Annotated in this window: 17 protein-coding genes; 11 read left to right on the top strand and 6 right to left on the bottom strand. The window is 70.7% G+C overall.

The features are described from left to right. Positions 1-81 precede the first annotated feature (81 nt). Both IE219_RS23850 and IE219_RS23845 read left to right on the top strand, forming a co-directional pair. Complete coding sequence (locus tag IE219_RS23850) at positions 82-444, top strand: WXG100 family type VII secretion target (protein ID WP_189980893.1); 363 nt, start codon at positions 82-84, stop codon at positions 442-444. 62 nt (positions 445-506) lie between these two features. After that, entirely contained in the window at positions 507-803 is a 297-nt protein-coding gene (locus IE219_RS23845; protein WP_189980884.1) for a WXG100 family type VII secretion target, read from the top strand. 99 nt (positions 804-902) lie between these two features. On the opposite strand, the gene IE219_RS23840 is transcribed toward IE219_RS23845, so the two are convergent. The 4 genes from IE219_RS23840 to eccCa form a co-directional block, all read right to left on the bottom strand. Next, a complete protein-coding gene (locus IE219_RS23840; protein ID WP_189980882.1) occupies positions 903-1,445 on the bottom strand; it encodes a hypothetical protein in 543 nt (180 codons plus the stop codon). A gap of 79 nt (positions 1,446-1,524) precedes the next feature. Continuing rightward, positions 1,525-3,792, bottom strand: a complete 2,268-nt coding sequence (locus tag IE219_RS23835) for a DUF6571 family protein (protein ID WP_189980880.1) — start codon at positions 3,790-3,792, stop codon at positions 1,525-1,527. A 16-nt stretch (positions 3,793-3,808) separates the two neighbouring features. Next, positions 3,809-4,300, bottom strand: a complete 492-nt coding sequence (locus tag IE219_RS23830; RefSeq protein WP_189980878.1) for a hypothetical protein — start codon at positions 4,298-4,300, stop codon at positions 3,809-3,811. A gap of 142 nt (positions 4,301-4,442) precedes the next feature. Further along, positions 4,443-8,408 carry a type VII secretion protein EccCa gene (gene eccCa / locus IE219_RS23825; protein WP_189980876.1) on the bottom strand — a complete coding sequence of 1,322 codons (3,966 nt, stop codon included), beginning with the start codon at positions 8,406-8,408 and terminating at the stop codon, positions 4,443-4,445. A gap of 438 nt (positions 8,409-8,846) precedes the next feature. Between eccCa and eccD the strand changes: the two genes are divergently transcribed. From eccD to IE219_RS23795, 6 genes are all read left to right on the top strand, one after another. Beyond that, positions 8,847-10,346: a type VII secretion integral membrane protein EccD gene (gene eccD, locus IE219_RS23820; RefSeq protein WP_189980874.1), complete on the top strand. Its 1,500-nt coding sequence runs from the start codon at positions 8,847-8,849 to the stop codon at positions 10,344-10,346. 165 nt (positions 10,347-10,511) lie between these two features. After that, entirely contained in the window at positions 10,512-10,802 is a 291-nt protein-coding gene (rpsO, locus tag IE219_RS23815; RefSeq protein WP_189980872.1) for a 30S ribosomal protein S15, read from the top strand. A 284-nt stretch (positions 10,803-11,086) separates the two neighbouring features. After that, positions 11,087-13,297, top strand: a complete 2,211-nt coding sequence (locus IE219_RS23810; RefSeq protein WP_189980864.1) for a polyribonucleotide nucleotidyltransferase — start codon at positions 11,087-11,089, stop codon at positions 13,295-13,297. Next, the gene (locus tag IE219_RS23805; RefSeq protein WP_189980863.1) at positions 13,294-14,673 is read left to right on the top strand and encodes a M16 family metallopeptidase; all 1,380 of its coding nucleotides are present in this window, start codon (positions 13,294-13,296) and stop codon (positions 14,671-14,673) included. The genes IE219_RS23810 and IE219_RS23805 overlap by 4 nt, the downstream gene beginning before the upstream one ends. 25 nt (positions 14,674-14,698) lie before the next feature. Beyond that, positions 14,699-15,451 (top strand): 4-hydroxy-tetrahydrodipicolinate reductase, encoded by a 753-nt coding sequence (dapB, locus tag IE219_RS23800; RefSeq protein WP_189980862.1) that lies wholly within the window; start codon positions 14,699-14,701, stop codon positions 15,449-15,451. 5 nt (positions 15,452-15,456) lie between these two features. Further along, a complete protein-coding gene (locus IE219_RS23795) occupies positions 15,457-15,909 on the top strand; it encodes a hypothetical protein (RefSeq protein WP_189980861.1) in 453 nt (150 codons plus the stop codon). Here IE219_RS23795 and IE219_RS23790 read toward each other — a convergent pair. Both IE219_RS23790 and IE219_RS23785 read right to left on the bottom strand, forming a co-directional pair. After that, on the bottom strand, positions 15,899-16,447 hold the full coding sequence (locus tag IE219_RS23790) for an SCO5741 family PH domain-containing membrane protein (RefSeq protein WP_189980859.1): 549 nt from the start codon (positions 16,445-16,447) through the stop codon (positions 15,899-15,901). The genes IE219_RS23795 and IE219_RS23790 overlap by 11 nt on opposite strands. Before the next feature lie 54 nt (positions 16,448-16,501). After that, entirely contained in the window at positions 16,502-16,741 is a 240-nt protein-coding gene (locus tag IE219_RS23785) for a hypothetical protein (RefSeq protein WP_189980858.1), read from the bottom strand. Positions 16,742-16,951: 210 nt separating this feature from the next. Between IE219_RS23785 and thyX the strand changes: the two genes are divergently transcribed. The 3 genes from thyX to IE219_RS23770 all read left to right on the top strand — a co-directional run bounded on the left by thyX (position 16,952) and on the right by IE219_RS23770 (position 20,596). Beyond that, on the top strand, positions 16,952-17,692 hold the full coding sequence (gene thyX / locus IE219_RS23780) for an FAD-dependent thymidylate synthase (RefSeq protein ID WP_189980856.1): 741 nt from the start codon (positions 16,952-16,954) through the stop codon (positions 17,690-17,692). 177 nt (positions 17,693-17,869) lie between these two features. Continuing rightward, positions 17,870-18,769 carry a 4-hydroxy-tetrahydrodipicolinate synthase gene (dapA, locus tag IE219_RS23775; protein WP_189980853.1) on the top strand — a complete coding sequence of 300 codons (900 nt, stop codon included), beginning with the start codon at positions 17,870-17,872 and terminating at the stop codon, positions 18,767-18,769. A gap of 141 nt (positions 18,770-18,910) precedes the next feature. After that, complete coding sequence (locus IE219_RS23770; RefSeq protein ID WP_189980851.1) at positions 18,911-20,596, top strand: ribonuclease J; 1,686 nt, start codon at positions 18,911-18,913, stop codon at positions 20,594-20,596. The last annotated feature ends 465 nt before the right edge of the window (positions 20,597-21,061 follow it).

Raw genomic sequence — 21,061 nt, 5'->3', positions numbered from 1 at the left:
CCGCCATCCCAGACCGAACCGCGTCCGCGCTCACCGGCGGACGCGGCCCCCACAGAGAACCCGAGAGAGGGAGAGGGACACATGTCAGTCTTGAAGGTTGGCGATCAGAGTCTCAAGGATTTCCAGGATGAGCTCACCCGCAAGTTCGACGACGTCAAGGGTCAGCTGACGGCCCTCCAGGGCGTCATCGACAGCCTTGAGGGCCGCTGGAAGGGCATCGGCGCCGGCGCTTTCGACGCCAAGCAGACCGAGATCAACCAGGGCATGGTGCGGATCGCCAAGCTGATGCTCAACTTCCAGGAGGCCATCCAGGTCACCCGGACCTCGTCCAGCGACTCCGACGACGAGGCCGAGCGCGCCCTGCGCGGCATCGACGTGACCGCGGGCTTCTCCGGCGACGCCGGAGCCGAGAAGGCGGCCCGCTCGGGCATCGCCGGTCTCTGACCGCCGCGTCGGACCTTCAGTAGCAGCGCACCCGTACACCACCACCGAAACCCGGAGGGACCATGGCCGCCAACGACGGCGTCATGCTCGTCACGTACGCCTCGCTCGAGGATGCGGCGAGCACCATCGAGAAGCAGGCGAAGCAGCTGGACGCGGCCCTGGAGGCCATCCAGACGAAGATCCGCTCGGTCTCCAACACCTGGGAGGGTGAGGCGAAGACCGCCGCGGACGGCGCGCACGCCAAGTGGGACCAGGAGACCCGCGCGATCCACACCGCGCTCCAGGGCATCGCCAAGGCGGTCCGCCAGGCCGCCCCGGCCTACCAGGCGGGCGACAAGCGCGCCGCCGGCTTCTTCTAAGCCACGCGGCACGACAGCGGCAGTACGGACGGGGTGGGCGCGCACGGGAGGCGCCCACCCCGTCGCACGTCCTGGGGAAACGGGACGCGCGAGCGCCGGCTACTTCTTCCGGACACACTCCTCGGAGGAAACCTCCAGCTCCTTCGCGTACGCGACGAGCAGGTTCTTCACGGCGTCGGCGTCGGGCCGGCCCTCGAAGACCTTGAGCGTGGCGATGAGTTCGGCGTTCCCCTTCCGGTGGGCCACGACCGGCTCGCAGGTCACCCGGGTGGCCCCCGACTCCTCCCCGTAGACGACCCGGCCGTCCGGGGTCTCCTGCTTGGCGAGCTTCAGGTAGGGGTTGTCGTTGGCGGCTCGCCGCAGAGGCTCTCCGAGCTCCCCCCAGTTCCAGCCCAGCGACAAGGCGGTGGCGCCGTCCACCGAGACCTTGCAGGTCATCATGCCGCCGCCGATCAGATCGGAGCGCTTCACCTCAATCTCCTCCCCGCCGGCCGGAAGCAGCGGCGACAGCAGCGCGGGGGACACCTCCGTGCCGCACAGGACGCCGGGCACCTCGAACGCGCGCTTCTCCTCCGGCGGCTGGGAGCACCCGGCGAGCAGGAGGGCGAGCGCGAGAGGGGCGAGGGACTTCGCGTGCTTCATCACGTGCTTTCTGGTGTGGGGGCGGGGCGCGGGGCCGTACCGGGGACGGCGCGGCCCCGCGGGCGGGGCGGCGAGGGGGTCAGCCCGGCTGGATCTCGGTCTCCAGGTCGTCCGCCATGTGGCGGGCGTTGTCGGAGGCGTCGTTGAAGCCGTTGTCGCTGCCGTACTTGGCCCAGTCCGCGACCTGGTCGGCGTACGGGAGGTGGTGGGCCTTCGCCGCCTCCTGGGCCGCCAGCTGGCTCATGTCGATGTTGCTCTCCTTGCTGTCCTCCCACAGCTTGGCCGCGTCCTTCCCGGCGTCCTTGAGGACGTCCGTCTCGGACTGCTGGAAGACGTGCTCCAGGACCATGGAGCTGACCGTGCCCGCGACGCCACTGGCGACCGCGCCGCCGACCGGGGTGGCGACGAAGCTGACGCCGACGCCGATGCCGGTGCCGATCGCCCCGGACCACGCGTTCTTCTGCTGCGCGACGGAGTCCGCGAAGTCCTTGGCCTCCTTGGCGGCCGGGCCGACGATGGCCTCCTGGCGGCCGACCGCGAGGGTGCCGCCGATCTCGGAGGAGCGGCGGGAGATCTCCTCGATGGTGTTCTGCGGCGACTGCGGGTACTTGAGGTCGTCCGGCGTGTTCGGGTTGAGGTGGTAGTCCATGAGACTGCCCAGGTACGCGGCCTGGCCGACCTCGACGGCCGCGTTGGCCTTGGGGTCCTGGCCGAGGGTGACCAGGAGGCGGGTGACGTCCGAGTGCTCCATGACGGCGGGCGTACCGGCGACGGGGAACAGCTTGTCGGTGTTGCCCCGGCTGTCGTCGGACATCGCGCGGTTGATGTCGGGCAGGTACTCGGAGGTGATCTGGCCGATGCTGTCCGACATGTAGCCGTGCTTGGTCAGCCGCTCGGGGTCGTCGGAGACCGAGGCGACGATCTTCTGCATGAGCTCCGCCTGGTCCTTGTTGTGCGGCGGGGTCTCCTCGGTGGGCATCTGCCCGGCGGGGTGGCCGGTGGCGCCGGCCTCCAGCGCCATGGCCAGGTTGTTGCGGCCCTCGGTGCTCGTCTTGCCCTTGTCGTCGCGCTCCTCGGGCCAGTCGCGCTCCTCGAAGAGGTAGTCGAAGTTGGTGAGGGCGCGCTTCTCCTTCTTGCCGTCCTCCTCCTTGAAGTCGTGGTCCTCGTCCTTGGTGACGAAGTCCGCGTTGAAGAAGTCGGTGGCCGCGTCGGGGCTGTTGGAGAGGGCGGCGAGGAAGCCGGTCATGGGGTCGGAGCCGGAGTCGGTGCCGGTACGGTTCAGCAGCGGGTCGATGCCCATGTGCTGCCACACCATGGGGGTGTGCCGGCCGTTGTCCGTGGCCTGCTTCTCGGTGTCGATCAGCTTCGTGCCGTAGTCCTTGAGGAACTGGTCGTCGAAGTTGCCCCAGCGCATCAGGTTGCTCATGACCTGGAAGCCCTGGGTGGTGCTGTTCTTCGAGAGCGGCTGGTCGCCCATGTTGATCATGTCGTACTTCCAGCGCGACATCTCGGGCGAGTCCGCCCGGGTCGCGGTGGCGAGGGTGAGGCTCAGGTTCTTCTGGAGGTCGTCGTACCGGTCTACCCGCTCGCTGCCCACGTCGTAGGCCCGGCGGGGGTCGTTGAGACCCGCCCAGAAGTCGAGGGTGCCCTTGGGACCGAGCGTGGTGGCGAAGTGCTCGGCGAAGATCGGGTCGTCGGAGTACGTGCCCAGGCCGGCGTTGAGCGCGTCGAAGTCGGCCGGGGTCAGGTCCTCGGTCTTCTTCTTCGCGAGCGCCGCCAGCCGCTCGGCCTCCTTGACCGCGTTGGCCGCCGAGTCGCGGTCCTTGTAGACGGCGTCCGAGAAGCCCTGGTCGGCGAGGTCCACGAGGGCCTTGAGGGCCGTCGCGGCGCTGTTGTCGATCTCGGTGGCCGCGTCGAGGATGCCCTGGAGCTCGTCGCGCAGCCCGTCGACGTCGCTCTGGCCGCCCGGCGCCTTCTTTTCGGGGTTCTCGGCCACCGTGAACCCTCCGCCGTTCACGGTGACGGTGAGGTTCTTCCCCCGACCGCGCTCGATCGCCTCCTTGAGCAGGCGCTGCTGCGTCTTCAGCTCGTCCCGGGTGTCCCGCATGATGTCCCGGACGGACGTCGCCTCGGTGAGCGCGTCCCCGAACTCCCCGGCGGTCTTGCCGACGAACTCGCGCGAGATGACCGCGTTGTCACCGGCCCAGTCGGCGGTCAGGGCCTTCTTGTGCAGACCGTCGTCGGCATCCTTCTTCAGGGCCTGCAGCTTGGTCAGCATGCTCGTCCAGTCGGTGACCGTGTCGTCGAGCAGCTTGAAGTTCGCCGAATGAAGGGCTTCGAAGTCCATCAGTCGTTCCCCGTCCTCAGTCCTTCTTGTCCGGCTCGTATATCTTGTTCGGCTTCCCGGGCTTCGCCCAGTCGTCGTCGAACCCGGAGTCCAGCGTCTGGATGCTGCTCACGTGCCGCTCGATGAAGACCTCGTCGCCGGCGTGCGCGTTCTTCGTGAAGTCCATGTGGTTGGAGATCAGCGCACAGGCGTCCATCACCGACCCGAGCTGCTTGTCCCACCGCAACGCGACGTGCGACAGCGCCCCGCCCAGCGCGAACCCCTGCCCGCTGAGGTCGCTCGCCGCCGCGTCGGTGGAGGTGACGCGCGCCTCCTTCCACAGCCGGTTGTACAGCTTGAACGCCTCGTCACCGATCGCGGCCAGATCCTGCTGGTCCACCTTGAGGAACCCGCCCGTCGGACTCCCCGCGTTCGGCCGGTCCTCGTCCGGCAGCCGGTTCAACTGCATCCGCGTCGAGTCCCGCTCGGCCGCCGACGTCTTCAACCGCTCCCACTCGTCCCATGCCATGGGCGTTGCTCCTTCCGCACCGCTCTGTCCGATCCCGATGTGCCGATCCCGATGCGCGGGAGCCGGTCCGGGAACTCCCGGGGCTCCCGCCGGTACGCCGCTGGGCCGGGTCCGATCGACCCGGCCCAGCGGCGTACCCCTCCTACAACTCCGGCATCCGCCCCGTCTGCACCAGCGGGTTGCCGCGCTGGCGGGAGACGTAGACGCCCCGGCCCGGGGGCATCGGGCGCATGCGGACGCCGCCGAGGACGTCGCCCTCCTGGGGGTCGCCGGAGAGCAGGACGCCCTGGGCGCCGAGTTCCATCAACCGCTGCATGAACGCCTCGTAGGAGGACCTGCTCGCGCCGGCCGCGCTGCGGGCGATGATGAAGCGGACGCCGACGTCCCGGGCGAACGGCAGCAGTTCCGTCAGCTTCGCCAGCGGGTTGCCGCTCGACGTCGACACCAGGTCGTAGTCGTCGACGACCACGTACAGGCACGGCCCCGACCACCAGCTGCGGTCGCGCAGCTGCTGGGCGGTGACGTCCGCCGACGGGGAGCGGCGGCGCATCAGGTCGGCCAGCGCGTCCACGTGGTGCTCCATGTTGTTGGACATGGGCACGTACTCGGCCAGGTGGCTCGCCGGGGTGACGTCCAGCAGCGCGCGCCGGTTGTCGATGACGAAGAACTTCGCCGCGTTCCCGTCGTACCGCTCCGTGATCTGCTTGATCAGCAGCCGCAGCAGGTTCGACTTGCCCGACTCGCTCTCGCCGAAGACGAGGAAGAACGGGTCGCGGTCGAAGTCGACGAAGACCGGCTCCAGGTTGTGCTCGTCGATGGCGAACGCGACGCCGCGCCGCGGCTCCGCGTGCCCGGCGGGCAGCGCGGACGCCTCCAGCTCGCGCGGCAGCAGCCGCACCTCGGGCGCGCCCGGCGCCGTCCAGTGCCGGGTGACCTCCTGCGTCATCGCGGCCGTCGCCTCCGCCAGGTCGCTGTCGGAGCTGATGCCGTCGATGCGCGGCACCGCCGCCATGAAGTGCAGCTTCTCCGGGGTGAGACCGCGGCCGGGGACCCCGGTCGGCACGTTGACGGCGATCTTGCGGTCGAGCTCGGAGTCCATCGTGTCGCCCAGCCGCAGCTCCAGCCGGTTCATCAGGTGGTCCTTGAGGTTGGCCCGGACCTCCATCGAGCGGGAGGCGGTGACCACCACGTGGATGCCGTAGCCGAGGCCGCGCGCGGCGATGTCGACGACGGCCGGCTCCAGCCCCTCGTACTCGGTGCGGAAGTTGCCCCAGCCGTCGATCACCAGGAAGACGTCGCCCCACGGCTGGTCCGCCACCGAGATCTCGCCGCGCGACCGCAGCCTGCGGTAGGTGGCGATGGAGTCGATGCCCGCGCTGCGGAAGTACTCCTCGCGCCGGGACAGGATGCCGTACACCTCGGCCACCGTGCGGCGCACCCGCTCGGGGTCGAGCCGGGACGCGACGCCGCCGACGTGCGGCAGGCCCGCGACCGAGGCCAGGCCGCCGCCGCCGAAGTCGAGGCCGTAGAACTGCACCTCGTGCGGCGTGTGGGTGAGCGCGAAGGCCGAGATCAGGGTGCGCAGCAGCGTCGACTTGCCGGACTGCGGGCCGCCGACGATCTGCATGTGGCCGGCCGCGCCGGAGAAGTCCCGGTAGAGGGTGTCGCGGCGCTGCTCGTACGGCTTGTCGACGACGCCCAGCGGGACGACGAGCCGGCCGGCCGCCTCGTACCCGGGCTGGGTCAGGCCCCGGCCCTCGACCCCGGCGAGGCCGGGCAGGACCGCGTCGAGCGGCGGCGGGTTGTCCAGCGGCGGCAGCCACACCTGGTGCGCCTCGACGCCGCGCCCCTCCAGCCGGCGCACGATCACGTCGAGCACCGAGTCGGCCAGCGCGTCGTCCTCGGCCGCCCGGGCCTCGGGTACCTTGGCCCGCTCCTCGGGTTCGAGGTAGCGCACCGGGACGGGGGCCGCGGTGAAGGGCACCGGGCGGCGGTCCACCGGCAGCGGCCCGCCGGGCGCGGCGGCGTGCCGGCCCGACCGGTAGACGCCGGAGACGTACGCGGCCTTGAACCGCACCATCTCGTCGGTGCCGTACTTGAGGTAGCCGGAGCCCGGCACGTTCGGCAGCGAGTAGGCGTCGGGCACGCCGATCGCCGCCCGGGACTCGGCCGCCGAGAAGGTCCGCAGGCCGATCCGGTAGGAGAGGTACGTCTCCAGGCCGCGCAGCCGGCCCTCCTCCAGGCGCTGCGAGGCGAGCAGCAGGTGCACGCCGAGCGACCGGCCGATGCGGCCGATCTGCACGAACATCTCGATGAAGTCCGGCATCGCGGTCAGCAGCTCGCTGAACTCGTCGATGACGAGGACGAGCGAGGGGATGGGCTGGAGCGGGGCCCCGGCGGCGCGCGCCTTCTCGTAGTCGTGGATGTTGGCGTAGTTGCCCGCGTCGCGCAGCATCTCCTGGCGGCGGTTGAGCTCGCCGCGGATGGAGTCGCCCATCCGGTCCACGAGCGTCAGGTCGTCCGCGAGGTTGGTGATGACGGCGGCGACGTGCGGCATCTGGGACATGCCGGCGAAGGTGGCGCCGCCCTTGAAGTCGGCGAGGACGAAGTTCAGCGTCTCCGAGGAGTGGGTGACCGCCAGGCCGAGGACGAGCGTGCGCAGCAGCTCCGACTTGCCGGAACCGGTCGCGCCCACGCACAGGCCGTGCGGGCCCATGCCCTCCTGCGCGGCCTCCTTGAGGTCCAGCATCACGGGGACGCCGTCCTCGCCGACGCCGATCGGCACCCGCAGCCGCTCGGAGCGGGACCGGGGCCGCCAGGTGCGGGCGACGTCGACCGAGGCCGCGTCGCCGAGGTTCAGCAGGTCGGTGAAGTCGAGGTTGGCGAGCAGCGGCTCGTCGTCGTCCGAGCCGGACGCCACCCGCAGCGGCGCGAGCTGCCGGCCGAGGGCCTCGGCCGCGTCCGGTCCCAGCCCGTCCGGCACGCCCTCGTACACGTGGCCGTGCCCGGACTCCAGGCGCAGCGTGTCGCCCTCGACGGTCACGGCCAGGTCGCCGCGCGGCCCGGTGGCCCGGCCCTCGACGACCTCGATGACGGTGACGCCCTGGATGCCCTCGGGCGAGGCGAGCGCCGAGGTCTGCGGGATCGACTGGCCGTCGAGGACCACGACCAGGTGCGGGTGGTCGAGCAGCGGGTGGTTGACGCCCTGGAAGCGGGGCCGGCCCTCCAGCCGTCCGGCGACCAGGTCCTCCAGCTCGCGCGCGTCCGTGGTGATCAGCCGCCGGCTGCCCGCCCCGTCGCCGGGACCGGACGCCTGCACGTGCGGCAGCCACTTCGCCCACTCCCAGGCGGGCGCCGTCCGGTCGCCGGCGGCGACCACGACGACCAGGTCCTCGGGGGAGTGCAGGGCGGTGAGCGAGCCCACCATGGCGCGGGTCAGGGAGCGGGCGGCCTCCGGCTCGCCGCCCACCGTGAGGTGGTAGAAGGCGCGCAGCGAGATCGCCATCGGCAGGCCGTCCAGCGTGCCGTGCGCGTGGAGGAACTGCCGCATGGCGCCGGCCGTCAGCGGCTCCAGCTCGTCCACCGGCGCGGTCTCGGGCGCGATCAGCGGGGTCGCGAGCTGCTGGCTGCCCAGACCGACGCGGACCTGCGCGAAGTCGGCGTCGCCGATGCGCCGCTCCCAGACCCGGCTGCCCTCGGCGACCAGCGCCCACAGCTGCTCGGGGGAGGGGTGCAGGTAGTACTGGGCGTCGCGCTGGAGGCGGGCCGTGCGCAGGACGGCGCGGCGGGTCTGGGTCAGGTACTTGAGGTAGTCGCGCCGCAGGTCGGCGAGCTGCCCCTGGGTGCCGCGCCGGTAGCGGACCAGCATCGCGATGGCCATGGCCACCGTCGACGCGATCATCACCATGCCCATGATCCGCATGATCGGGTTCGGCGTCATGAAGAAGAAGACGACCGAACCGCCCATGCCGAGCATCGGCAGGAGCTGCATCAGGGCGCCCTCCTGCTGTCCCCGGGGCAGCTCCGGCGGAGGTTGCAACTGCACCTGTTCGTCAGGCACTTCGGTCGGAAGGGCCCGCGGTGGGCGCTTGACGACGATCTGGCTCACAGCTCACCAATTTCCGTTGCCGGACGGAAAGTTCCTCCAGACGCCCCCGTGGCGACAGGATCCATCCGCGGGGAGGGATCCTACTTTGGTGCGGGGTCGAGGGTGGGCGGTAGGGTGGCCCGAGATGTTTGCGGGACCATGAACTATCGCAAAAATCGGGTCATTCGGAGCGCAACGTCCGCGGCGCGGAGCCGGGGGAGCGGAACCGGGGACACGGGGGTACGGTCACGGGGTCGGCGACCGCCGCGCCCACGCCCGCCGAAGCGCGGACGCGGACGCGAGGAGCGGACGCGCACCGGGACGCACCGCCCGGCACCGGCACGATCCGGCCGCCCGACGCCACCACCCGGAGCCTCGGGCCACCGCCCGGACGACGAGTCCTCCGGACGACCGGGCCCGGCCCGCCAGGACCACCACGAGGGGAAGCAGCAGGTGAGTATGACGGCCCCAGCCACGGCCGGCGGAGCCGGTCAGTCGGCTCCCACGACCGTGTTCCACGGCGGTACGGGCTTCTGCCGGATCACGGTCGTCGCACCCGACGGCCGCGTCGACGTCGCGCTGCCCGAGGACATCGCGCTCGCCGACCTCTACCCGGAGCTGCTCCGCCTCTCCGGCCAGACCCCCGCCCCCGGCGCCCCGGTCGGCTACCACCTGGTGCGCCGCGACGGCACCGTCCTCGACGGCAGCCGCTCGCTCGCCTCCCAGCGGGTCCTCGACGGCGAGCTGCTCTCCCTGCGGCCCTTCGCCGAATCGCTCCCCCCGGCCGTCTTCGACGACGTCTCCGACGCCGTCGCCTCCGCCGTCTCCCGCGACCGCACCCTCTGGTCCGACGCCCTGATGCGCGGCGCCGGCCTCCTCGCCGGCTCCGTCCTTCTGGTCCTCCTCGGCTTCGTGCTGTGGAGCTCCGAGCCCCGGCACGACATGAACGGCCTGCCCGGCGTCCTCGCCGCGGTCACCGCCGTCCTCCTCCTGGCGCTCGCCGCCGTCCGCGCCCGCGTCTACGACGACCGCGGCTCCGCCGTCGCCCTCGGCGTCGGAGCGATGGCCAACGCCGCCGTCGCCGGCTCCGGCCTCCTGCCGCTCACCGACGGCCAGGGCATCGGCCGCCTCCAGTTCCTGCTGGCCTGCGCCGCCGTCCTGGTCTGCGCGGTGATCCTGACGATCGTCTCGCCCGGCGGCGACGGCCCCTTCGTGGCCTTCGTCTTCGCCTCCGCCGTCGGCCTCCTGGCCGTCTTCACCGCGACCCTCACCGGCCTGACCCCGTCCGAGACCGCCGCCGCCTGCGCCCCGTTCGCGGTCGGCGCGCTCGCCTTCCTGCCCGGCCTCTCCACCCGCTTCGCCCGGCTCCCCATCGGCTTCGAGCCGCCCCGCACCACCGTCGGCGGCTACGGCTCCGAGGCCGAGCCGCAGGGGACCGTCGACGCCGTCCGGATCGCCGCCCAGGCCCGCCGGGGCCACGAGCTGCTCCTCGGCCTGGTCGGCGGCTGCGCCCTCGTCGCCGTCGGCGCCGCCGCCGTCCTCGGCTTCTCCGACGCCGTGTGGGGGCAGCTCCTCGCCCTCGCCACCGGCGTCGCCATGCTGATGCGCGCCCACCTCTTCCGCTACACCGCGCAGGTCGGCTGCGCCCTCGCGGCCGGCCTCGGCTCCCTGGTCCTGCTCGGCCTCGGCCTCTGCCTCAACCCGCCCCTGGAGCTGATCCAGGACGCCCTGAAGGGCGACTCCACCGGCCTCGACATCCGTACGGTCTGGCTCTCCGCCGCCATCGCCGGCGTCGCCGCGCTGCTCACCGCCATCGGACTGATCGTGCCGCGCAAGGGCGTCACCCCCTTCTGGGGCCGCTTCCTGGAGGTCGCCGAGACCTTCGTCCTGCTCACGCTGATCCCGCTCTGCCTGGCCGTCTTCGACGTCTACCACTCCATCCGGGTGCTGACCTCCTGAGCGGACTGGTACGCTGTGTGACGGCCGTACGTGTACACGCTCCCGGAAGCAGGCGAGATCCCGCCTCGGGGAGCGGCGATCTGCGGACCCCGCTCCCGAGTCAAGGAAGCTCCCCTGAGGTGTAGACCAGGGGCACTCGCGGGCACGAAACCTGAGGAGAACCGCGTGGCTCTCGACGCCGCCGTCAAGAAGCAGATCATGGCCGACTTCGGCACCAAGGAGGGCGACACCGGCTCCCCCGAGGTCCAGGTCGCCATGCTCTCCCGCCGCATCTCGGACCTGACCGAGCACCTCAAGACCCACAAGCACGACCACCACTCCCGTCGTGGTCTGCTGATCCTGGTCGGCCAGCGCCGCCGCCTGCTGCAGTACCTGGCCAAGAAGGACATCCAGCGCTTCCGTGCGCTGGTCGACCGCCTCGGCATCCGCCGCGGTGCGGCCGGCGGCGCCAAGTAATCCGGCTGTACCGGCGAACGCTGTGAAGGGAGCGGTTCCCACTTTCAGGGGGCCGCTCCTTTTGCCGTACGTGCGAAAAGGGGCGTCCGGGACTTAGTCTGGACGCACGACGCACCACCCGTGGAGAAGCCGCCGGCAACGCCGCCGGTCCTCGGTAGTGGCCCCCGGACCTCATCACCGGGTGCTTCGATCGAAGACCGGCTCCGCCGTCCCGCGCTTCTCCCGCACCGTCCCCGCCACACGGGCGGGTCGACGCAAAGACGAAAACGTAGGAGAAACCACTAGTGGAGAACGAGACCCACTACGCCGAGGCCGTCATCGACAACGGCTCCTTCGGCACCCGCACCATCCGCTTCGAGACCGGCCGCCTGGCCCGTCAGGCCGCCGGCTCCGCCGTCGCCTACCTCGACGACGACACCATGGTCCTCTCGGCGACCTCCGCCTCGAAGCGACCCAAGGACCAGCTCGACTTCTTCCCCCTCACGGTGGACGTCGAGGAGCGGATGTACGCGGCCGGCAAGATCCCCGGCTCCTTCTTCCGCCGGGAGGGCCGCCCCTCCGAGGACGCGATCCTCACCTGCCGCCTGATCGACCGCCCGCTGCGCCCGTCCTTCAAGAAGGGCCTGCGCAACGAGATCCAGGTCGTCGCCACGATCATGGCGCTCAACCCCGACCACCTGTACGACGTCGTCGCGATCAACGCCGCGTCCGCGTCCACCCAGCTGGCCGGCCTGCCCTTCTCCGGCCCGATCGGCGGCGTCCGCGTCGCGCTGATCCGCGGCCAGTGGGTCGCCTTCCCGACGCACACCGAGCTCGAGGACGCCGTCTTCGACATGGTCGTCGCCGGTCGCGTCCTGGAGGACGGCGACGTCGCGATCATGATGGTCGAGGCCGAGGCCACCGAGAAGACCATCCAGCTCGTCAAGGGCGGCGCCGAGGCGCCGACCGAGGAGGTCGTGGCCGCCGGCCTCGACGCCGCGAAGCCCTTCATCAAGGTCCTGTGCAAGGCCCAGTCGGACCTCGCCGCCAAGGCCGCCAAGCCCGAGGCCGAGTTCCCGATCTTCCTGGACTACCAGGACGACGTGTACGCCGCCCTCTCCGACGCCGTCCGCGGCGAGCTGGCCCAGGCGCTCACCATCGCCGGCAAGCAGGACCGCGAGGCCGAGCTGGACCGCGTCAAGGAGATCGCCGCCGAGAAGCTCCTCCCGGCCTTCGAGGGCCGCGAGAAGGAGATCTCCGCCGCCTACCGCTCCCTGACCAAGGCCCTGGTCCGCGAGCGCGTCATCAAGGACAAGGTCCGCATCGACGGCCGCGGCGTCACGGACATCCGTACGCTCGCCGCCGAGGTCGAGGCCATCCCGCGCGTGCACGGCTCCGCCCTGTTCGAGCGTGGCGAGACCCAGATCCTGGGCGTCACCACCCTCAACATGCTCCGCATGGAGCAGCAGCTGGACACCCTCTCCCCGGTGACCCGCAAGCGGTACATGCACAACTACAACTTCCCGCCGTACTCCGTCGGCGAGACCGGCCGCGTCGGCTCCCCGAAGCGCCGCGAGATCGGCCACGGCGCGCTCGCCGAGCGCGCGATCGTGCCGGTCCTCCCGACCCGCGAGGAGTTCCCCTACGCGATCCGCCAGGTGTCCGAGGCCCTCGGCTCCAACGGCTCGACGTCCATGGGCTCCGTCTGCGCCTCCACCATGTCGCTGCTGAACGCCGGTGTGCCGCTCAAGGCCCCCGTCGCCGGCATCGCCATGGGCCTGATCTCCCAGGAGATCAACGGCGAGACGCACTACGTCGCCCTCACCGACATCCTCGGTGCGGAGGACGCCTTCGGCGACATGGACTTCAAGGTCGCCGGCACCAAGGAGTTCGTCACCGCCCTCCAGCTCGACACCAAGCTGGACGGCATCCCGGCCTCCGTCCTGGCCGCGGCCCTCAAGCAGGCCCGCGACGCCCGCCTCCACATCCTCGACGTGATGATGGAAGCGATCGACACCCCGGACGAGATGTCCCCCAACGCCCCGCGGATCATCACCGTCAAGATCCCCGTGGACAAGATCGGCGAGGTCATCGGCCCCAAGGGCAAGATGATCAACCAGATCCAGGAGGACACCGGCGCCGAGATCACGATCGAGGACGACGGCACCATCTACATCGGTGCCCAGGTCGGCTCGCAGGCCGAGGCCGCCCGCGCCACGATCAACGGCATCGCCAACCCGACCATGCCGGAGGTCGGCGAGCGCTACCTGGGTACGGTCGTCAAGACCACCACCTTCGGTGCCTTCGTCTCCCTGCTCCCGGGCAAGGACGGCCTGCTGCACATCTCGCAGATCCGCAAGCTCGCCGGCGGCAAGCGCGTGGAGAACGTCGAGGACGTGCTCGCGATCGGCTCCAAGGTCCAGGTCGAGATCGCCGAGATCGACCAGCGCGGCAAGCTCTCCCTCATCCCCGTGATCGAGGGCGAGGACGAGCAGAAGGACGACGCCTCCTCGTGACGTCCCGTAGTTCCGCGACGACGGCCCGCCCCTCCACCGGGGGGCGGGCCGTCGCCCGTACCCAAACGCTTCTCCCGGGCAAGGACGGCATCGGCACCGTCCGCCGCACGACCCTCCCCGGCGGCCTCCGCATCGTCACCGAGACCCTCCCCTCGGTGCGCTCGGCGACCTTCGGCATCTGGGCCCACGTCGGTTCCCGCGACGAGACCCCCGCGCTCAACGGCGCCACCCACTACCTGGAGCACCTCCTCTTCAAGGGCACCGCGCGGCGGTCCGCCCTCGACATCTCCTCCGCGATCGACGCGGTCGGCGGAGAGATGAACGCCTTCACGGCGAAGGAGTACACCTGCTACTACGCCCGGGTCCTCGACACCGACCTGCCGCTGGCGATCGACGTCGTCTGCGACATGCTCACCGGCTCGCTCATCCGCGAGGAGGACGTCGACGCCGAGCGCGGCGTCATCCTCGAAGAGATCGCGATGACCGAGGACGACCCCGGCGACGTGGTGCACGACCTGTTCGCGCAGACCATGTTCGGCGACACCCCGCTGGGCCGCCCGGTCCTCGGCACCGTCGACACGATCAACGCGCTCGACCGGGGCCGGATCGCCCGCTTCTACAAGAAGCACTACGACCCCACCCACCTGGTCGTCGCCGCCGCGGGCAACGTGGACCACGCCACCGTGGTGCGGCAGGTCCGCCGCGCCTTCGAGCGGGCCGGCGCCCTGGGCCGTACCGACGCCGCCCCGATCGCCCCCCGCGACGGGCTGCGGACCATCCGCACGGCCGGCCGGGTCGAACTGCTCGGCCGCAAGACCGAGCAGGCGCACGTCGTCCTCGGCATGCCGGGCCTGGCCCGCACCGACGACCGCCGCTGGGCGCTCGGCGTGCTGAACACCGCCCTCGGCGGCGGCATGTCCTCCCGCCTCTTCCAGGAGGTCCGGGAGAAGCGCGGCCTGGCCTACAGCGTGTACTCGTACACCTCGGGCTTCGCCGACTGCGGACTGTTCGGCGTGTACGCGGGCTGCCGCCCCAGCCAGATCCACGACGTGCTGCGGATCTGCCGGGACGAGCTCGACAAGGTCGCCGCCGAGGGCCTCACCGACGAGGAGATCTCCCGCGCGGTCGGCCAGCTCTCCGGCTCCACGGTCCTCGGCCTGGAGGACACCGGCGCGCTGATGAACCGCATCGGCAAGAGCGAGCTGTGCTGGGGCACCCAGATGTCGGTCGACGACATGCTGGCCCGGATCGCGGCCGTCACCCCGGACGAGGTCCGGGAGGTCGCCCGCGACGTGCTCACCCGGCGGCCCTCGCTCTCGGTGATAGGACCGCTGAAGGACAAGCAGGCGGACCGCCTCCACCAGGCCGTCTCCTGACCTCCACCCCTAAGGAAGAAGTGCGATGAGCAAGCTGCGCGTGGCGGTCCTCGGTGCCCGGGGCCGCATCGGCTCCGCGGCCGTGAAGGCCGTCGAGGCCGCCGAGGACATGGAACTGGTCGCGGCCCTGGGCCGCGGCGACGACCTGGAGGCCCTCACCGGGGCGGGCGCCCAGGTCGTCGTCGAGCTGACCACTCCCGACTCGGTCATGGCCAACCTCGAATACTGCGTGGGCCACGGCATCCACGCCGTCGTCGGCACCACCGGCTGGACCGAGGAGCGCCTCGCGCGGCTGGACGGCTGGCTCGCCGCCTCTCCGGCGACCGGCGTCCTCATCGCCCCGAACTTCTCCATCGGGGCGGTCCTCACCATGCGGTTCGCGCAGCTCGCGGCCCCGTACTTCGAGTCGGTCGAGGTCGTCGAGCTGCACCACCCGAACAAGGTGGACGCCCCCTCGGGCACCGCCACCCGCACCGCCCAGCTGATCGCGAAGGCCCGCGCCGAGGCGGGCCTGCCCGCCCAGCCGGACGCGACCGCCACCGCCCTCCCGGGCGCCCGCGGCGCGGACGTGGACGGCGTCCCGGTCCACGCGGTACGGCTCCGGGGCCTGCTGGCCCACCAGGAGGTGCTGCTCGGCGGCGAGGGCGAGACCCTCACGATCCGCCACGACTCGCTGAACCACTCTGGCTTCATGCCGGGCGTGCTGCTGGGGACCCGCCGCGTGGTGGACTCCCCGGGCCTCACGTTCGGCCTGGAGCACTTCCTGGACCTGGGCTGACGGTCATGGGCGGCAAGATCACGTACGTCTTCCTCGCCACCGTCCTCGTGCTGGTCTTCGGGGTGGTGGGGATGGAGGGCGTACTGCTCCTCCTGACCGGCGAGCCGGCGGCCATGGCGATGGGCGCGGTGGCGTTCCTGATGCCGTGCGTCGGCGGCTGGTTCCTCTGGAAGAACACCAGCTTCGCCCGCCGGGCCCACCGCCTGGCGGCGGAGCTGGAGGCCGAGGGCGGGCTGCCCGTCGACGAGCTGCGGCGCACCCAGGGCGGCCGGATCGACCGGGACTCCGCCGACGAGGTCTTCGCGCTGCGCAAGGCCGAGACGGAGGAGTCACCGGAGGACTGGCGCTGCTGGTTCCGGCTCGCGGTGGCCTATCACGACGCCCGCGACACCCCGCGGGCCCGCAAGGCGATGCAGCGGGCGATCGCGCTGCACGCGGGCCGTCCGGTCAGCGCCTGACGCCGTACTCGGCGTGCCACGCCTCGACGGTGTCGGCGGCCCGGTCGAAGGCTTCGCTCCGGGAGAGGAAGTCCGCGTTGTGGTCGGTGAGCAGCAGCAGCCGCTCACCGGCCGCGCGGTCCAGGACCAGGGCCTGGCCCTGGACGGTCCGGGGGAAGTTCAGCCAGCGCACCGGCTGCTGGGCGGTGCGGACCGAGCCCACCTTCGCCCACGGCGTGGTGGTGGTGACGAAGAAGCCGATTCGGCGCACACCGGCGCGGCTGACCCAGGTGCCCATGCGCAGCAGGCGCAGCGAGGCCAGGATGATCAGCACGGCGAAGGCGAAGGTGGCGATGCCGCCGCCGAACGACCCCGCCGCCACGATGATCACCGCGGCGAGCAGGACGAACGAGGCGAGCAGCAGCGCGAGCGCCGCCGCACCGACCCGGTAGGGCCCCGGACGGTACGGACGGCGCCACTGGTCGTGGTCGTCGAACGGGAGCGCGACGGCATCGGTGGTGTCGAAGGCACGGTCGGCCGTCAGGAAGGGCAGGGGCACGGCAGTTCCTCACTCACAAGCACGCTCGAAGGGGCGGTGCCCGGTGAGGCTACCTCAGCGGTTGTCGGAGGCTTCGGACTGCTGCCGGTGCCCGGGCGCGTTCGTGGTGTCGAGGGAGGGCATCCCGAGTACGAGGGCGCCGACCAGGCCCGCCGCGACGGTGAGCCCGAGCAGCGTACGGCCGACGATCTGGCCGGGCGCGAGCCGTTCCCGCGGCGGCGGAGTGACGTTACTGCGGAAATCGTCGGCCTCCGCCACGAACGCGAACGGTACGGACTCTCTCCGCCTGAACATGGGGGCACTCTCCTCGGTGGTCGTCGTACGTCTCACAGGTACAGACGAGAGAACCGGGGATAAGGTGCCGTTTTTCACCGAACCAGCCGAATGTCCTCCTGCGGACGGAGGCCGGAACGCACCGCCTCCCCCTCGGGGTGGACGTCGTCGGACGGGGCGCACGTCGTTAGAGTGGACGACTGCTGCACCGGCGACTGGAAGGCACACCTGGTGACCGACACCCCCACCGAGCCCGTCAAGATCGACCTGCGGAGCGACGTCACCGTCGAGCTGGTCAAGAGCGCCGCGACCGACTCCGACGTCCTGTGGGCGGCCCGGGTCTCCACGGCGGGGGAGCAGTCCCTCGACGAGCTCCAGAAGGACCCGGAGCGCTCGAAGGGCCTGATCAACTACCTGATGCGGGACCGCCACGGCAGCCCGTTCGAGCACAACTCGATGACCTTCTTCATCAGCGCCCCCATCTTCGTCTTCCGCGAGTTCATGCGGCACCGGGTGGGCTGGTCGTACAACGAGGAGTCGGGCCGCTACCGGGAGCTCCAGCCGGTCTTCTACGTCCCCGACACCTCCCGCAAGCTGGTCCAGGAGGGCCGGCCGGGCAAGTACGTCTTCGTCGAGGGCACCCCGGAGCAGCACGAGCTGACCGGCCGCGCGATGGAGGAGTCGTACCGCCGGGCGTACGAGACGTACCAGGAGATGCTCGCCGCCGGCGTCGCCCGCGAGGTCGCCCGCGCGGTCCTCCCGGTGGGCCTCTACTCCTCGATGTACGCCACCTGCAACGCGCGCTCGCTGATGCACTTCCTCGGCCTGCGCACCCAGCACGAGCTGGCCGCGGTCCCCTCCTTCCCGCAGCGCGAGATCGAGATGGTCGGGGAGCGGATGGAGGCGCACTGGGCCCGGCTGATGCCGCTGACCCACGCCGCCTTCAACAAGAACGGCCGCGTCGCCCCGTAGGGCACAGATGTTCGCTCACCCCTGCGAAGTGTCCATATTGCGACGTTTCGAGAAGTTCATCTAGGCTGATCAAACGGACCCGGCACTGCTTGAACCCCCGAGCAGGCAGTGCCGGGCTCCTCTTCTGACGTCCCCCGAGGGGACACCCGGCGCTGAGCAGCGAGTAGCGTGTTACCCATGGCTCCGATCTCCACTCCGCAGACCCCCTTCGGGAGGGTCCTCACCGCCATGGTCACGCCCTTCACGGCGGACGGCGCACTCGACCTCGACGGCGCCCGGCGACTCGCCGCCCACCTCGTGGACGCGGGCAACGACGGCCTGATCGTCAACGGCACCACCGGCGAGTCCCCCACCACCAGTGACGCGGAGAAATCGCAGCTCGTACGGGCCGTCCTGGAGGCGGTGGGCGACCGCGCCCACGTCGTCGCCGGCATCGGCACCAACGACACCCGCCACTCCGTCGAGCTGGCCCGCGCCGCCGAGCGCGACGGCGCCCACGGCCTCCTCGCGGTCACGCCGTACTACAACAAGCCCCCGCAGGAGGGCCTGTACCAGCACTTCTCGGCCATCGCCGACTCCACCGAGCTCCCGGTGATGCTCTACGACATCCCCGGCCGCTCCGGCGTCCCGATCGACACCGAGACGATCGTCCGGCTCGCCGAGCACCCCCGGATCGTCGCCAACAAGGACGCCAAGGGCGACCTCGGCCGTGCCAGCTGGGCCATCGCCCGCTCCGGCCTCGCCTGGTACTCCGGCGACGACATGCTCAACCTGCCGCTGCTCTCGGTCGGCGCCGTCGGCTTCGTCTCGGTCGTCGGCCACCTGGTCACCCCGGACCTGCGCGCCCTCCTGGAGGCCCACCTGGCCGGCGAGGTCACGAAGGCCACCGAGATCCACCAGAAGCTGCTTCCGGTCTACACCGGCATGTTCCGCACCCAGGGCGTCATGACCACCAAGGCCGCGCTCGCCCTCCAGGGCCTTCCGGCCGGTCCGCTGCGCCTCCCGCTCGTCGGCCTCTCGGCCGAGGAGACCGATCGGCTCAGGCTCGACCTGGCCGCCGGCGGGGTAGAGCTCTGACACCGGACTTCACAACTGAACACCGCGACAACTGAACACCGGAACTGAACAGCGATACCGAACACCGACAACAGCAAGTGCACGATTGTCATGCGCGCCACGTGCCGATCGGTACGTGGCGCGTGTGGTGAGGAGAGTCTTTTGAGCCATCCGCATCCCGAACTCGGCGCCCCGCCGAAGCTGCCCCAGGGCGGCCTGCGCGTCACCCCGCTCGGTGGTCTGGGCGAGATCGGCCGCAACATGACCGTCTTCGAGTACGACGGCAAGCTGCTGATCGTCGACTGCGGCGTCCTCTTCCCCGAGGAGGAGCAGCCGGGCGTCGACCTGATCCTGCCCGACTTCACCACGATCCGGGACCGTGTCGACGACATCGTCGGCATCGTCCTCACCCACGGCCACGAGGACCACATCGGTGGTGTGCCGTACCTGCTGCGCCTGCGGCAGGACATCCCCCTCATCGGCTCCAAGCTGACCCTCGCGCTGATCGAGGCGAAGCTCCAGGAGCACCGCATCCGGCCGCAGACCCTCGAAGTGGCCGAGGGCCACCGCGAGCGGTTCGGTCCCTTCGACTGCGAGTTCATCGCGGTCAACCACTCCATCCCGGACGCCCTCGCGGTCGCCATCCGCACCCCCGCGGGCATGGTGGTCCACACCGGCGACTTCAAGATGGACCAGCTCCCGCTGGACAACCGCCTCACGGACCTGCACGCCTTCGCCCGGCTGAGCGAGGAGGGCATCGACCTCCTGCTCACCGACTCGACGAACGCCGAGGTCCCCGGTTTCACGGCGCACGAGCGGGACATTTCGAACGTCCTGCGGAACGTCTTCGCGAACGCCCAGAAGCGGATCATCGTGGCGAGCTTCGCCAGCCACGTGCACCGCATCCAGCAGATCCTCGACGCCGCCCACGAGTACGGCCGCCGGGTCGCCTTCGTCGGCCGCTCGATGGTCCGCAACATGGGCATCGCCCGCGACCTCGGCTACCTCAAGGTCCCGGCCGGTCTCGTCGTCGACGTCCGGTCGCTGGACGACCTGCCGGACGACGAGGTCGTGCTGGTCTGTACGGGTTCCCAGGGCGAGCCGATGGCGGCCCTGTCCCGGATGGCCAACCGCGACCACCAGATCCGGATCGTCCCCGGCGACACGGTCATCCTGGCCTCGTCCCTCATCCCAGGCAACGAGAACGCGGTCTACCGCGTGATCAACGGCCTGACCCGCTGGGGCGCGAACGTGGTCCACAAGGGCAACGCCAAGGTCCACGTCTCGGGCCACGCCTCGGCCGGCGAGCTGCTGTACTTCTACAACATCTGCAAGCCGAAGAACCTCATGCCGGTCCACGGCGAGTGGCGCCACCTGCGGGCCAACGCCGAGCTCGGCGCGATGACGGGCATCCCGAAGGACCACATCGTCATCGCCGAGGACGGCGTCGTCGTCGACCTGGTCGACGGCCGCGCCCGCATCACCGGCAAGGTCCAGGCGGGGTACGTGTACGTGGACGGCCTCTCGGTCGGCGACGTCACCGAGACCTCCCTCAAGGACCGCCGGATCCTCGGCGAGGAGGGCATCATCTCGGTCTTCGTGGTGGTCGACTCCTCCACCGGCAAGATCACCGGCGGCCCGCACGTCCACGCGCGCGGTGCCGGCATCGAGGACTCCGCCTTCGAGGCGGTGCGCCCGAAGATCGAGCAGGCGCTGAACAAGTCCGCCCAGGACGGCGTCGTCGAACCCCACCAGCTCCAGCAGCTGATCCGCCGCAGCGTCGGCAAGTGGGTCTCCGACACCTACCGCCGCCGGCCGATGATCCTCCCGGTCGTCGTCGAGGTCTGAGCCCGAAGGGCCTGACCAGCGCGGTTCCGGAGCGGGGCGCCTCGATTTGCATCGGGGCGCCCCGCTCCAGTACGTTTACGGCTCCGCCAGAACGGGAAGCCCCGGCGCCGACGTGCGCCCGGACGGCAGACCAGGAGGCGGGAAATCCGACTCAGAACTTCTGATAAAGTCGGAAAGCGCCGGAAGGCCCCGAGGAAAGAAAAAGAATCGGGACCGGAAAGCACCGAGGAAATCGGATCGAAAAAGATCTGATAGAGTCGGAAACGAAGGAAGCGCCCGGAGGGCCCGGAATACGGGACTGAAGGAAGCGTCCGCACCTTGAGAACTCAACAGCGTGCCAAAAATCAACGCCAGATTAGTTGATACCCCGTCCATCTTCGGATGGTCGAGGTTCCTTTGAAACAAAACACAGCGAGGACGCTGTGGACGGTCGGCCACATTCCGGTCTGACCGTCCCGGCTCGAC

It is taken from the genome of Streptomyces termitum (assembly GCF_014650175.1).
GTDB lineage: Bacteria > Actinomycetota > Actinomycetes > Streptomycetales > Streptomycetaceae > Streptomyces > Streptomyces termitum.
Note: the sequence above shows the minus strand (reverse complement) of the source record. Positions and strands in the feature narration are given on the sequence as shown.

What these genes read in the sequence shown, in the direction of transcription:
- IE219_RS23830 (WP_189980878.1), bottom strand. Translation starts at nt 4,300, where the DNA reads ATGGCATGGGACGAGTGGGAGCGGTTGAAGACGTCGGCGGCCGAGCGG.
- IE219_RS23835 (WP_189980880.1), bottom strand. Translation starts at nt 3,792, where the DNA reads ATGGACTTCGAAGCCCTTCATTCGGCGAACTTCAAGCTGCTCGACGAC.
- IE219_RS23850 (WP_189980893.1), top strand. Translation starts at nt 82, where the DNA reads ATGTCAGTCTTGAAGGTTGGCGATCAGAGTCTCAAGGATTTCCAGGAT.
- IE219_RS23785 (WP_189980858.1), bottom strand. Translation starts at nt 16,741, where the DNA reads ATGTTCAGGCGGAGAGAGTCCGTACCGTTCGCGTTCGTGGCGGAGGCC.
- dapA (WP_189980853.1), top strand. Translation starts at nt 17,870, where the DNA reads ATGGCTCCGATCTCCACTCCGCAGACCCCCTTCGGGAGGGTCCTCACC.
- IE219_RS23845 (WP_189980884.1), top strand. Translation starts at nt 507, where the DNA reads ATGGCCGCCAACGACGGCGTCATGCTCGTCACGTACGCCTCGCTCGAG.
- IE219_RS23840 (WP_189980882.1), bottom strand. Translation starts at nt 1,445, where the DNA reads ATGAAGCACGCGAAGTCCCTCGCCCCTCTCGCGCTCGCCCTCCTGCTC.
- eccD (WP_189980874.1), top strand. Translation starts at nt 8,847, where the DNA reads ATGACGGCCCCAGCCACGGCCGGCGGAGCCGGTCAGTCGGCTCCCACG.
- dapB (WP_189980862.1), top strand. Translation starts at nt 14,699, where the DNA reads ATGAGCAAGCTGCGCGTGGCGGTCCTCGGTGCCCGGGGCCGCATCGGC.
- IE219_RS23795 (WP_189980861.1), top strand. Translation starts at nt 15,457, where the DNA reads ATGGGCGGCAAGATCACGTACGTCTTCCTCGCCACCGTCCTCGTGCTG.